The sequence below is a fragment of the Streptomyces griseochromogenes genome, assembly GCF_001542625.1.
GTDB lineage: Bacteria > Actinomycetota > Actinomycetes > Streptomycetales > Streptomycetaceae > Streptomyces > Streptomyces griseochromogenes.
In genome coordinates this window covers 8,240,296-8,253,785 of record NZ_CP016279.1, presented here as the reverse complement: position 1 = coordinate 8,253,785, position 13,490 = coordinate 8,240,296, and the positions used below count along the sequence as shown (strand labels likewise).

At 66.6% G+C, this 13,490-nt stretch carries 8 protein-coding genes and 3 rRNA genes; 9 read left to right on the top strand and 2 right to left on the bottom strand.

Going from position 1 to position 13,490, the window contains the following annotated elements; all coding sequences use genetic code 11:
* Positions 1-87 precede the first annotated feature (87 nt).
* The 4 genes from AVL59_RS35720 to AVL59_RS53765 all read left to right on the top strand — a co-directional run bounded on the left by AVL59_RS35720 (position 88) and on the right by AVL59_RS53765 (position 7,326).
* A 16S ribosomal RNA gene (locus AVL59_RS35720) occupies positions 88-1,613 on the top strand.
* 302 nt (positions 1,614-1,915) lie between these two features.
* Positions 1,916-5,035: ribosomal RNA gene (locus AVL59_RS35715) — 23S ribosomal RNA — on the top strand.
* 105 nt (positions 5,036-5,140) lie between these two features.
* A 5S ribosomal RNA gene (gene rrf, locus AVL59_RS35710) occupies positions 5,141-5,257 on the top strand.
* Together the 16S, 23S and 5S rRNA genes form the textbook arrangement of a ribosomal RNA operon.
* A gap of 1,247 nt (positions 5,258-6,504) precedes the next feature.
* Positions 6,505-7,326, top strand: a complete 822-nt coding sequence (locus tag AVL59_RS53765) for a tetratricopeptide repeat protein (protein ID WP_237281944.1) — start codon at positions 6,505-6,507, stop codon at positions 7,324-7,326.
* Positions 7,327-7,420: 94 nt separating this feature from the next.
* Here the strand turns inward: AVL59_RS53765 and AVL59_RS35695 are convergent, their stop codons facing one another.
* On the bottom strand, positions 7,421-8,704 hold the full coding sequence (locus tag AVL59_RS35695) for a DUF1015 domain-containing protein (RefSeq protein ID WP_067312992.1): 1,284 nt from the start codon (positions 8,702-8,704) through the stop codon (positions 7,421-7,423).
* A 72-nt stretch (positions 8,705-8,776) separates the two neighbouring features.
* On the opposite strand from AVL59_RS35695, the gene AVL59_RS35690 reads away from it, so the two are divergent.
* Genes AVL59_RS35690 through AVL59_RS35675 form a run of 4 tightly spaced genes read left to right on the top strand, consistent with a single transcriptional unit; the run spans position 8,777 to position 12,804 of the window.
* Entirely contained in the window at positions 8,777-9,805 is a 1,029-nt protein-coding gene (locus AVL59_RS35690) for an HAD hydrolase-like protein (protein WP_067312990.1), read from the top strand.
* A gap of 55 nt (positions 9,806-9,860) precedes the next feature.
* On the top strand, positions 9,861-10,904 hold the full coding sequence (locus AVL59_RS35685; RefSeq protein WP_067312987.1) for a FecCD family ABC transporter permease: 1,044 nt from the start codon (positions 9,861-9,863) through the stop codon (positions 10,902-10,904).
* The gene (locus tag AVL59_RS35680; RefSeq protein ID WP_067312985.1) at positions 10,901-11,947 is read left to right on the top strand and encodes a FecCD family ABC transporter permease; all 1,047 of its coding nucleotides are present in this window, start codon (positions 10,901-10,903) and stop codon (positions 11,945-11,947) included. The genes AVL59_RS35685 and AVL59_RS35680 overlap by 4 nt, the downstream gene beginning before the upstream one ends.
* Positions 11,944-12,804, top strand: coding sequence for an ABC transporter ATP-binding protein (locus AVL59_RS35675; RefSeq protein WP_099053177.1), 861 nt, complete (start codon positions 11,944-11,946; stop codon positions 12,802-12,804). Before AVL59_RS35680 ends, AVL59_RS35675 begins: the two co-directional genes overlap by 4 nt.
* Here AVL59_RS35675 and AVL59_RS35670 read toward each other — a convergent pair.
* Entirely contained in the window at positions 12,788-13,135 is a 348-nt protein-coding gene (locus tag AVL59_RS35670) for an SCP2 sterol-binding domain-containing protein (protein WP_067312982.1), read from the bottom strand. The two genes, AVL59_RS35675 and AVL59_RS35670, sit on opposite strands and share 17 nt — an antisense overlap.
* A gap of 42 nt (positions 13,136-13,177) precedes the next feature.
* Between AVL59_RS35670 and AVL59_RS35665 the strand changes: the two genes are divergently transcribed.
* The gene (locus AVL59_RS35665) at positions 13,178-13,456 is read left to right on the top strand and encodes a hypothetical protein (RefSeq protein WP_067312980.1); all 279 of its coding nucleotides are present in this window, start codon (positions 13,178-13,180) and stop codon (positions 13,454-13,456) included.
* Positions 13,457-13,490 lie beyond the last annotated feature (34 nt).

Genomic DNA, 13,490 nt, shown 5'->3' with positions numbered 1-13,490 from the left:
AATAACACAGCGAGGACGCTGTGTGCGAGGGGATCATTCCTCCTCTCGCACCGCTCTCGTGGTGTTCATCCCGATTACGGGAAAACATTCACGGAGAGTTTGATCCTGGCTCAGGACGAACGCTGGCGGCGTGCTTAACACATGCAAGTCGAACGATGAAGCCCTTCGGGGTGGATTAGTGGCGAACGGGTGAGTAACACGTGGGCAATCTGCCCTTCACTCTGGGACAAGCCCTGGAAACGGGGTCTAATACCGGATATCACTTTCGCAGGCATCTGTGAGAGTTGAAAGCTCCGGCGGTGAAGGATGAGCCCGCGGCCTATCAGCTTGTTGGTGAGGTAATGGCTCACCAAGGCGACGACGGGTAGCCGGCCTGAGAGGGCGACCGGCCACACTGGGACTGAGACACGGCCCAGACTCCTACGGGAGGCAGCAGTGGGGAATATTGCACAATGGGCGAAAGCCTGATGCAGCGACGCCGCGTGAGGGATGACGGCCTTCGGGTTGTAAACCTCTTTCAGCAGGGAAGAAGCGAAAGTGACGGTACCTGCAGAAGAAGCGCCGGCTAACTACGTGCCAGCAGCCGCGGTAATACGTAGGGCGCAAGCGTTGTCCGGAATTATTGGGCGTAAAGAGCTCGTAGGCGGCTTGTCACGTCGGGTGTGAAAGCCCGGGGCTTAACCCCGGGTCTGCATTCGATACGGGCTAGCTAGAGTGTGGTAGGGGAGATCGGAATTCCTGGTGTAGCGGTGAAATGCGCAGATATCAGGAGGAACACCGGTGGCGAAGGCGGATCTCTGGGCCATTACTGACGCTGAGGAGCGAAAGCGTGGGGAGCGAACAGGATTAGATACCCTGGTAGTCCACGCCGTAAACGGTGGGAACTAGGTGTTGGCGACATTCCACGTCGTCGGTGCCGCAGCTAACGCATTAAGTTCCCCGCCTGGGGAGTACGGCCGCAAGGCTAAAACTCAAAGGAATTGACGGGGGCCCGCACAAGCAGCGGAGCATGTGGCTTAATTCGACGCAACGCGAAGAACCTTACCAAGGCTTGACATACACCGGAAAGCATTAGAGATAGTGCCCCCCTTGTGGTCGGTGTACAGGTGGTGCATGGCTGTCGTCAGCTCGTGTCGTGAGATGTTGGGTTAAGTCCCGCAACGAGCGCAACCCTTGTTCTGTGTTGCCAGCATGCCCTTCGGGGTGATGGGGACTCACAGGAGACCGCCGGGGTCAACTCGGAGGAAGGTGGGGACGACGTCAAGTCATCATGCCCCTTATGTCTTGGGCTGCACACGTGCTACAATGGCCGGTACAATGAGCTGCGATACCGTGAGGTGGAGCGAATCTCAAAAAGCCGGTCTCAGTTCGGATTGGGGTCTGCAACTCGACCCCATGAAGTCGGAGTTGCTAGTAATCGCAGATCAGCATTGCTGCGGTGAATACGTTCCCGGGCCTTGTACACACCGCCCGTCACGTCACGAAAGTTGGTAACACCCGAAGCCGGTGGCCCAACCCCTTGTGGGAGGGAGCTGTCGAAGGTGGGACTAGCGATTGGGACGAAGTCGTAACAAGGTAGCCGTACCGGAAGGTGCGGCTGGATCACCTCCTTTCTAAGGAGCACTTCTTACCGGGTTCGCTCGGTCAGAGGCCAGTACATCGGCGAATGTCCGGTGCTGGTTGCTCATGGGTGGAACGTTGATTATTCGGCGCTTCTCGGATTGCTTCTCCTCCTAGTACTGCTTCGGCGTGGAACGGATGAGGGAAGAGGCGAGGGTGTCGGGCACGCTGTTGGGTGTCTGAGGGAATGGATTTTTCCTCAGTCGCCGGCCCCAGTGAACTCGGACCTGATTGGTTCGGGGTGATGGGTGGCTGGTCGTTGTTTGAGAACTGCACAGTGAACGCGAGCATCTGTGGCCAAGTTTTTAAGGGCGCACGGTGGATGCCTTGGCACCAGGAACCGATGAAGGACGTGGGAGGCCACGATAGTCCCCGGGGAGTCGTCAACCAGGCTTTGATCCGGGGGTTTCCGAATGGGGAAACCCGGCAGTCGTCATGGGCTGTCACCCGCTGCTGAACACATAGGCAGTGTGGAGGGAACGAGGGGAAGTGAAACATCTCAGTACCCTCAGGAAGAGAAAACAACCGTGATTCCGGGAGTAGTGGCGAGCGAAACTGGATGAGGCCAAACCGTATGCGTGTGAGACCCGGCAGGGGTTGCGCATGCGGGGTTGTGGGATCTCTCTTCTGTTGTCTGCCGGCAACAGGACGAGTCAGAAACCGTTGATGTAGGCGAAGGACATGCGAAAGGTCCGGCGTAGAGGGTAAGACCCCCGTAGTCGAAACGTCAGCGGCTCGTTTGAGAGACACCCAAGTAGCACGGGGCCCGAGAAATCCCGTGTGAATCTGGCGGGACCACCCGCTAAGCCTAAATATTCCCTGGTGACCGATAGCGGATAGTACCGTGAGGGAATGGTGAAAAGTACCCCGGGAGGGGAGTGAAATAGTACCTGAAACCGTGTGCCTACAAGCCGTGGGAGCGTCGGATGCAGCTTGCTGCATCTCGTGACTGCGTGCCTTTTGAAGAATGAGCCTGCGAGTTTGCGGTGTGTTGCGAGGTTAACCCGGGTGGGGAAGCCGTAGCGAAAGCGAGTCCGAATAGGGCGTTTTAGTAGCACGCTCAAGACCCGAAGCGGAGTGATCTAGCCATGGGCAGGTTGAAGCGGAGGTAAGACTTCGTGGAGGACCGAACCCACCAGGGTTGAAAACCTGGGGGATGACCTGTGGTTAGGGGTGAAAGGCCAATCAAACTCCGTGATAGCTGGTTCTCCCCGAAATGCATTTAGGTGCAGCGTCGTGTGTTTCTTGCCGGAGGTAGAGCACTGGATAGGCGATGGGCCCTACCGGGTTACTGACCTTAGCCAAACTCCGAATGCCGGTAAGTGAGAGCGCGGCAGTGAGACTGTGGGGGATAAGCTCCATGGTCGAGAGGGAAACAGCCCAGAGCATCGACTAAGGCCCCTAAGCGTACGCTAAGTGGGAAAGGATGTGGAGTCGCACAGACAACCAGGAGGTTGGCTTAGAAGCAGCCACCCTTGAAAGAGTGCGTAATAGCTCACTGGTCTAGTGATTCCGCGCCGACAATGTAGCGGGGCTCAAGCGTACCGCCGAAGTCGTGTCATTGCAGCGTATAGCCCCAACGGGTGCTGTGATGGGTAGGGGAGCGTCGTCTGCCGGGTGAAGCGGCACTGGAAGGTAGTCGTGGACGGTTGACGAGTGAGAATGCAGGCATGAGTAGCGATACAAACGTGAGAAACGTTTGCGCCGATTGACTAAGGGTTCCTGGGTCAAGCTGATCTGCCCAGGGTAAGTCGGGACCTAAGGCGAGGCCGACAGGCGTAGTCGATGGATAACCGGTTGATATTCCGGTACCCGCTGTGAAGCGTCAAACATTGAATCAGGCGATGCTAAGTCCGTGAAGCCGTTCCGGACCCTTCGGGGAAAGGAAAGTGGTGGAGCCGACGAACCAGACTTGTAGTAGGTGAGTGATGGGGTGACGCAGGAAGGTAGTCCAGCCCGGGCGGTGGTTGTCCCGGGGTAAGGGTGTAGCCCGAGTGGTAGGCAAATCCGCCACTCATGCAGGGTGAGACCTGATGCCGAGCCGATTGTGGTGAAGTGGATGATCCTATGCTGTCGAGAAAAGCCTCTAGCGAGTTTCATGGCGGCCCGTACCCTAAACCGACTCAGGTGGTCAGGTAGAGAATACCGAGGCGTTCGGGTGAACTATGGTTAAGGAACTCGGCAAAATGCCCCCGTAACTTCGGGAGAAGGGGGGCCATTCCTGGTGAGGGGACTTGCTCCTCGAGCTGGGGGTGGCCGCAGAGACCAGCGAGAAGCGACTGTTTACTAAAAACACAGGTCCGTGCGAAGCCGTAAGGCGATGTATACGGACTGACGCCTGCCCGGTGCTGGAACGTTAAGGGGACCGGTTAGCTCCATTTCGGTGGGGCGAAGCTGAGAACTTAAGCGCCAGTAAACGGCGGTGGTAACTATAACCATCCTAAGGTAGCGAAATTCCTTGTCGGGTAAGTTCCGACCTGCACGAATGGCGTAACGACTTCTCGACTGTCTCAACCATAGGCCCGGTGAAATTGCACTACGAGTAAAGATGCTCGTTTCGCGCAGCAGGACGGAAAGACCCCGGGACCTTTACTACAGTTTGATATTGGTGTTCGGTTCGGCTTGTGTAGGATAGCTGGGAGACTTTGAAGCAGGCACGCCAGTGTTTGTGGAGTCGTCGTTGAAATACCAGTCTGGTCGTGCTGGATGTCTAACCTGGGTCCGTGATCCGGATCAGGGACAGTGTCTGATGGGTAGTTTAACTGGGGCGGTTGCCTCCTAAAGGGTAACGGAGGCGCCCAAAGGTTCCCTCAGCCTGGTTGGCAATCAGGTGTTGAGTGTAAGTGCACAAGGGAGCTTGACTGTGAGACCGACGGGTCGAGCAGGGACGAAAGTCGGGACTAGTGATCCGGCGGTGGCTTGTGGAAGCGCCGTCGCTCAACGGATAAAAGGTACCCCGGGGATAACAGGCTGATCTTCCCCAAGAGTCCATATCGACGGGATGGTTTGGCACCTCGATGTCGGCTCGTCGCATCCTGGGGCTGGAGTCGGTCCCAAGGGTTGGGCTGTTCGCCCATTAAAGCGGTACGCGAGCTGGGTTTAGAACGTCGTGAGACAGTTCGGTCCCTATCCGCTGTGCGCGTAGGAATATTGAGAAGGGCTGTCCCTAGTACGAGAGGACCGGGACGGACGAACCTCTGGTGTGCCAGTTGTTCTGCCAAGGGCATGGCTGGTTGGCTACGTTCGGGAGGGATAACCGCTGAAAGCATCTAAGCGGGAAGCCTGCTTCGAGATGAGTATTCCCACCTCCTTGAGAGGGTAAGGCTCCCAGTAGACGACTGGGTTGATAGGCCAGATATGGAAGCCCGGTAACGGGTGGAGTTGACTGGTACTAATAGGCCGAGGGCTTGTCCATTGATGCTCGCGTTCACTGTGTATGTTCTGAGGCAACGAACGGTTGCCGGCTGAGAGCTGAACACACAAATGAAGAGTGTGCTTGTTCGCTCGAAACCATTAGGGTTTCGGTGGTCATAGCGTGAGGGAAACGCCCGGTTACATTCCGAACCCGGAAGCTAAGCCTCACAGCGCCGATGGTACTGCAGGGGGGACCCTGTGGGAGAGTAGGACGCCGCCGAACAATCTTTGGAGGACCCCTGGTCCCAGCGTTCAGCTGGGACCAGGGGTCCTTTCGTTTTTACAATGCTTGCGGTACCGAAGACAGGAGTCACCATGTCCACCAACTCGCCTGAGGACCGACCGGAGCGCGACCAGCGGCGACGGGACAGTGGTGACCGCAACGACCGTGGCGGCTACCGCGGTGGTCCGCGCCGTGGCAGCGGCCATGGGAACGACCGCGGTGGCAGCCGTGGCGGCGATCGCGGCGGTGACCGTGGGGGTTACGGCCGTCGTGACGACCGTGACCGCGGTGACCGTGGTGGTTTCCGGGGTCGTGACGACCGTGGCGGCTACGGGCGACGCGACGACCGCGATGCCCGTGGTGACCGCGACGCCCGCGATGCCCGTGGTGACCGCGGTGACCGTGGCTTCCGCCGTGACGACCGGCCCTCCTTCCGCCGTGACGACGACCGCCGTAGCTTCCGTCGCGACGACGAGCGCGGCGGTGACCGTGGGGGTGACCGTGGGGGTTACGGCCGTCGTGACGACCGTGACCGCGGTGACCGTGGTGGTTTCCGGGGTCGTGACGACCGTGGCGGCTACGGCCGACGCGACGACCGCGACGCCCGTGGTGACCGCGACGCCCGTGGTGACCGTGGTGAGCGCGGTGGCTTCCGTCGGGACGACAACCGAGGCGACTTCCGCAGCGACCGCGGCGGCTACCGTGCCCGCGACGACCGGCGCGACGACCGACGTGACGACCGCCGCGATGACCGACGCGAGGGTGACCGTCCCGGGTTCCGCCGCGGCGGCGAGCGCTCCGACTTCCGCCGTGACGACCGCAGGGACGACCGCCGCGATGATCGGCGTGACGACCGCCGTGACGACCGTGGCGGCTACGGCCGACGCGACGACCGCGACGCCCGTGGTGACCGCGACGCCCGTGGTGACCGTGGTGAGCGCGGTGGCTTCCGTCGGGACGACAACCGAGGCGACTTCCGCAGCGACCGCGGCGGCTACCGTGCCCGCGACGACCGCGGTGAGCGGGGCGACCGCGGTGATCGTGGCGGCTTCCGCGGCCGTGACGACCGCGGCGACCGCAGCCGCGGCCCGCGCCGTGACGACCGCCGTGACGACCGCCGTGACGACCGCCGTGACGACCGGGGCGGGCGCCCGGGCGGTGGCTTCCGTGGCCGGGACGACCGGCGTGGCGGTGGCCGCTTCCGCGACGAGCGTGACCGGGACCGGGACCGTGAGCCGATCAAGCGGCTGCCGATCCCCGAGGACGTCACCGGCGACGAGATCGACAAGGATGTACGGCAGGAGCTGCAGAGCCTGCCCAAGACGCTCGCGGAGGACGTCGCCAAGAACCTGGTGATGGTCGCCCGGCTCATCGACGAGGACCCCGAGGGCGCGTACGGCTACTCCAGGGTGGCACTGCGCCTGGCGTCCCGTGTGGCCGCCGTACGCGAGGCCGCCGGGTTCGCCGCGTACGCCAACCAGAAGTACTCCGAGGCCCTCGCCGAGTTCCGCGCCGCGCGGCGCATGACCGGCACCGTGGAGCTGTGGCCGGTGATGGCCGACTGCGAACGTGGCCTCGGGCGGCCGGAGAAGGCGCTGGACATGGCCGGCGCTCCGGAGGTGCACAAGCTGGACAAGGCCGGGCAGGTCGAGATGCGGCTCGTCGCGGCCGGTGCCCGGCGTGACATGGGACAGCTGGACGCTGCCATCGTGACCCTGCAGAGCCCCGAGCTGGCCTCCAACTCCGTCCAGCCGTGGACCGCGCGCCTGCGCTACGCCTACGCGGACGCCCTGCTGGCCGCCGGCCGGGAGAACGAGGCACGCGAGTGGTTCGCCAAGGCCGTCGAGGCTGACCGGGACGGCAGCACGGACGCCTCCGACAGGCTCGCCGAGCTGGACGGTGTGGAGTTCGTCGACGCACTGGACGAGACCGAGGACGTGACCGGGGACGTGACCGGCGTGACCGGGGACGTGACCGGGGCCGAGGCCGCGGACGAGGACGCGACCGGGACCGAGCGCGAAGAGGGCGCCGAATCCGCGGACACGCCCGGGCAGGACGACAAGGACTGATGTGAGCCCGTGAGCGGGTTACGGTGACCGGGTGACGGTGGCCATGTGACGAAGGGCGGGACCCCGGCGGTCCCGCCCTTCCGCATGTCCGGGCTCAGATCTCCAGTGCCCGCAGTACCAGCCCCGACGCCGGCTTCGGGCCGAACGACGTGGACTTGCGGGGCATCGTCACGCCCTGACGGGCCAGGTCGCGTACGACCTCCTCGCGGACCGGGTGCATCAGGACGGCCGTACCGCCGTCGCGCTCCGCCTTCGCGACCGTCGCGGCCGTGTCGTGGATGTAGGCGATGTCGGCGGGAGAGTCCTCGGGGATGCGCCAGACGTGTTCGAGGAGCGTGGCGTGCAGGACGGTGGCGTCGAGCGAGCGCCAGGCGGCCGGGCGGTCCGCGGGGATCGTCCGGGCCAGCAGGTCCGGATCCGGGCGGTCGATCAGGTGGAAGCCGCCGTCACCGGCCAGCAGGAAGGCGTTGCCCGAGCAGGCCGCGTCCGCGAGCGCGTCCAGGGCCTCGGGCAGCGGTGCCGCGAGCTGTCGTACCCGGAACAGGCCGTCCAGGGCCGCCAGCGCGTCCGCGACCGGCAGGCCGTGCAGCAGGCGGTGGATGGCGCGCACGCGCAGCGGGTAGCGGGCGGTGTCGACCAGGAGGACGAGGCCGTGGTCCCAGGGGCTGGGGGAGGGGTGTTCGGCGCGCAGCTGCCGGTAGGTGGCCCAGCGGTGGTGGCCGTCGGCGATGAGGGCCTGGTGGTTGGCCAGGTCGGACTGGATACGGGTGACGTCGGCGGGGTCGGTGACCGACCACAGGGCGTGGTGGAAGCCGTCCTCGGTGGTGGTGGCCAGCAGTGGGGGCCGCTCCGCCGTGCGCTCGACGACGTCGGCCGCCGCGCCGTTGCCGTGGTAGGTCAGCAGCAGGGGCTCCAGATTCGCGCGGGTGGCGCGCATCAGGGCCGCGCGGTCGGCGACGACCGGCGGCATGACGTCCTCGTGCGGCAGCACCACGCCCTCCGAGGGGTCGGACACGCGTAGAGCGCCGATGACACCGCGCTGGAGCATGCCGTTGCCGTCCCGCTGCTCGTACACGTACAGGGCGGGTTCCGGGTCGGTGGTCAGGACGCCCTCGGTGCGCCAGCGGCGCAGGGTGTCTGCGGCCTGTTCGTTGCGGGCGCTGGGGGTGCCGTCCTGGGGAAGGATCAGCCGGACGATGTTGTGCGGATCGGCCGACTGGAGGTGGTGCAGGCCGTCTGGGCGTACCACGACGTCGTAGGGCGGGGAGGTGACGGAGGCCAGGCTGCCGACCCGGTCGGGGTCGTATCGAAGGCCTCGGAACGGGTTGAGTTCCAGGCCTCGGTGCGCCGTTGCTTCCGAGTGACCTGCAGTGTTCATCCCGGCATCGTACGTGTGTCAGTGGTGTGGGGCATGATCGGGGAAAGACGGTCGAGCGAGGAGCGATGTGGAATGAGCCAGGGCGTCAGGACGAGGCCCGAGGGCACGGGGAGGCCCCTGAGCGAGGGGTACGACACGGCGCTGCTCGATCTGGACGGGGTGGTGTACGCGGGCGGGAACGCGATCGTGCACGCGGTCGACTCGCTGGCGAGCGCCCGCGCGGGCGGGATGCATCTGGCCTATGTCACCAACAACGCCCTGCGGACGCCGGACGCGGTGGCTCGGCATCTGACGGAGCTGGGGATACCGACGGGGGCGGACGACGTCATCACCTCGGCGCAGGCCGTCGCGCGGCTGATCAGCGAGCAGGTGCCGGCCGGCGCGCGGGTGCTGGTCGTCGGTGGTGAGGGGCTGCGGGTGGCGCTGCGCGAGCGCGGCCTCGTGCCGGTGGAGTCGGCGGACGACGATCCGGCGGCGGTGGTGCAGGGGTACGGCGGGCCCGAGCTGCCCTGGGGGCGGTTCGCCGAGGCGTCGTACGCCGTGGCGCGTGGGGTGCCGTGGTTCGCGTCCAACACCGACCTGACGATTCCCAGCGGGCGGGGCATCGCGCCGGGCAACGGGGCGGCCGTGGAGGTCGTACGGATCGCGACCGGCGCCGAGCCCCAGGTGGCGGGCAAGCCGCTGCCCCCGATGCACCGGGAGACGATCCTGCGCACGGGCGCCGAGCGGCCGTTGGTCGTCGGGGACCGGCTGGACACGGACATCGAGGGCGCGTTCAACGGCGGGGTGGACTCGCTGTTGGTGCTGACCGGTGTCACCGACGGCCCCCAGTTGCTCGCGGCGGGGCCGGAGCACCGGCCGACGTACGTGGACGCCGATCTGCGCGGGCTGCTCACCGGCCAGCCGGAGATCACCCGGGAAGGCGACGGCTTCCGTTGCGGCGGCTGGACGGCGTCCGCCGGGGCGGAGCAGCTGGAGCTGGAGGGCGACGGCGGGGCGCTCGACGGACTGCGGGCGCTGTGCGCGGCGGCCTGGACCGCGGCCGGGGACGGTTCCTGCGAGCTGGACGGGGGCAAGGTACTGGCGCGGCTCGGGCTCTGACTCTTCGGCGGTCTCCGGATCGAGATCACATGCGAGGGTAGGCTAACCTAACCTCGTGTTGGTCGACAGTCCTCCGGAACAGCGCGCGGAGACCGCCCCCGCGCCCCCAAATCGCCGGGCGGTGCGGGCCCTTGGGCTCCTCGCCTCCGTCGCGATCCTGGTGCTCGTCGCCGTGGCGAGCATCGCGATCGGGGCGAAAGCGCTCTCACTCGACCAGGTCTGGCACGGCCTGTTCCACGACACGGGCACATACGGCGACGTCGTCGTCGGCGAGCGGCTCTCGCGCACGGTCCTCGGTCTGCTGGCCGGTGCCGCGCTCGGCCTGTCCGGGGCCGTGCTCCAGGCGCTCACCCGCAATCCGCTGGCCGACCCCGGGCTGCTCGGCATCAACGCGGGTGCCTCGGCCGCCGTCGTCACGGCCATCACCTACCTCGGCGTCACCAGCCTCACCGGCTATGTGTGGTTCGCCTTCGCCGGTGCGGCGGCGGTCGGTGCGCTGGTCTGGTTCCTCGGCGGCAGCCGGGGCGCCACGCCGGTGCGGCTGGCGCTCGCCGGTACGGCGATCAGCGCCGCGCTGTACGGCTATCTCCAGGCCGTGATGATCACGGACGACGCGGCGCTGGCGAAGATGCGCTTCTGGACCGTGGGTTCGCTGGCCTCGGCCACGAACTCGACCGTCCTCCAGGTGCTGCCGTTCCTCGCGGTCGGCACGGTCCTCGCGCTCGCGCTGGCCCGGCCGCTGAACGCCGTCGCGATGGGCGACGACACCGCCCGCGCCCTGGGAGCGAACCTCAACCGCACCCGCGCCCTCGCCATGGTGGCCGCCACCGTGCTGTGCGGTGCCGCGACCGCCGCCTGCGGCCCGATCGTCTTCGTCGGCCTGATGGTCCCGCATGTCGTGCGCTCCTTCACCGGTCCCGACCTGCGCTGGATCCTGCCGTACGCGACCGTCCTGTCGCCCGTGCTGCTGCTCGGCGCCGACGTCATCGGCCGGGTCGTCGCCCGCCCCTCGGAGCTCCAGGTCGGCATCGTCACCGCGATCATCGGCGGCCCGGTCTTCATCTTTCTCGTACGACGGCGGAGGACGGCCCAGCTGTGAAGACACTCTCCAGGAGCCGTACCGTACGCACCCCCGGCGGGCTCTCGCTGCGCCTGGACGTGCGCGCGCTGATCGTCGTCGTGCTGCTGCTGGCCGCCGCGTGCGCCGCCGGGGTGGCGCTGATCGGCACCGGCGACGCGAAGATCCCGGCGTCCGACGTCATCGACACACTGGCCGGAAACGGCACGGCGTACCAGGACTTCATCGTCAACGAGCTGCGGCTGCCCCGTGTCCTGGTCGGCCTGCTCGTCGGTGCCTCGCTGGGCCTGGGCGGTGCGCTGTTCCAGGCGGTCTCGCGCAATCCGCTGGGCAGCCCGGACGTGCTGGGCCTCTCGCAGGGCTCGACGGCGGGCGCGCTGGTCGTGATCGTGCTGATGTCGGGCAGCACCACACAGGTCACCCTCGGTGCCCTGGCCGGCGGCCTGGTGACCGGCCTCGCCATCTATCTGCTCGCCTGGAAGCAGGGCGTGCACGGATACCGGCTGGTCCTGGTCGGCATCGGCGTCTCCGCGGTCGCCACCGCGGTCAACGGCTACCTGCTCACCAAGGCGGACCTGGTCGACGCGGCCCGCGCGGTGGTGTGGATGACCGGCTCCCTCAACGGCCGTGACTGGGACCAGGTCTGGCCGCTGCTGTGGCTGTGCGCCGTCCTCGTCCCGCTGGTCCTCGTGGGCGCGCGGGGCCTGAGGATGATGGAGATGGGCGACGACGTCGCGGGCGCCCTCGGGGTGCGCGTGCAGCGCGTACGGCTGGTGCTGATGGTCTCCGCCGTCCTGCTCACCGCGGCCGCCACCGCCGCCGCGGGACCCGTCAGCTTCGTGGCGCTCACCGCGCCGCAGCTCGCCCGGCGCCTCACGCGCTCGCCCGGGCCGAACCTGATGCCCTCCCTCTGCATGGGCGCCACCTTGCTGGTCACCGCCGACTGGGCCTCGCAGCGCGCCTTCGGCGCCGACCAGCTGCCCGTGGGCGTGGTCACCGGCGTCCTCGGCGGCGGCTATCTGCTGTGGCTGCTGGTCACCGAGCGCAGGGCGGGCCGGATATGAGCGGCTCGCACCAGAACACCCGAAGGAGCACTGTGAACCGCCTGTCCGCCGAGAACGTCACCCTCGCCTACGACCAGCGCGTCATCGCCGAGCAGCTGTCGGTTCAGATCCCGGACAACTCGTTCACGGTGATCGTCGGCCCGAACGCGTGCGGCAAGTCGACGCTGCTGCGGGCCCTGTCGCGGATGCTCAAGCCCAGCCAGGGCCGGGTGCTGCTCGACGGGCAGGTCATCCAGTCGATGCCCGCGAAGAAGGTCGCCCGCGCGCTCGGCCTGCTGCCCCAGTCCTCCATCGCACCCGACGGCATCACGGTCGCCGACCTCGTGGGCCGCGGCCGCTACCCGCACCAGGGCATCCTGCGCCAGTGGTCCGCCGAGGACGAGCGGGTCGTGCGGGAGTCCATGGCGCAGACGGGCGTCGCCGAACTCGCCGACCGGTACGTCGACGAGCTGTCCGGAGGCCAGCGTCAGCGGGTGTGGATCGCCATGGCGCTCGCCCAGCAGACCCCGCTGCTGCTCCTGGACGAGCCGACCACCTATCTGGACATCCAGCACCAGATCGACATCCTCGACCTGTGCGCCGAGCTGCACGAGACCCAGGGCCGCACCCTGGTCGCCGTCCTGCACGACCTCAACCACGCCGCCCGGTACGCCACCCATCTCATCGCCCTGCGCGGCGGCCGGGTGATCGCCGAGGGCGCGCCGAACGACATCGTGACGGCCGAACTGGTCGAGGAGGTCTTCCGGCTGCGCTGCCAGGTCATCGACGACCCCGAGACCGGCACTCCGCTGGTCGTGCCGGCCGCCAGGAAGGCACGCGACGCCGCCCGGGAGGACGCCGCTACAGCAGCTTCCTGAGCCGGAACAGGTCCAGCAGGTTCGCCTCCAGCCTCACCCGGCCCGAGCCCCAGGCGGTGGCGAAGTTCAGCTCACCGCCCACCAGCGCCACCAGGTCGTCCCCGGCCATGGCGAGTCTTATCTGCGCCTTCTCCCGCGGCGGCCCGGGGAGGGTCTCGTCCACCGCGATCCGGCCGCCGGTCAGCCGGCCGGCGAAGGTGACGTCCAGGTCGGTGATGTGACAGCTCACCGAGCGGTCCAGGGCGGCTGCCGCGCGGACATCGCCCTCGGCGCCCTGCATGTTGTCCGAGAACTTTCCCAGCGCGGTGCGGCACTCCTCGATCGTGGCCATCGCGCACGACGGTACCCCAGCGGTTCGGGGTAGCGTCTGGGCATGAGCGAGTCCGTGTCCGAGGCCGAGATCGTCACAGCGGCCGAGCCCGAGTACGACCCTGCCGCACCGGCCCCCCTGAACGTCCCGCGCACCCCCACCGGCAACGCCGAGGTCGACGCCCAGCTGCAGCGGCTGGCCGACACCGACCACCTGGCCACCGACGGGCACATCGAGGTGTACGAGGATGTACACCGGGGGTTGCGCGACGCGCTGACCGCGCTCGACGCCCGCCCGGGACCACCGGTTCCCACCGGTCACCCGACCGCCGCCCCTCGGTGAGACCCTTCGGGTCACACCTATCGATCACCGTACG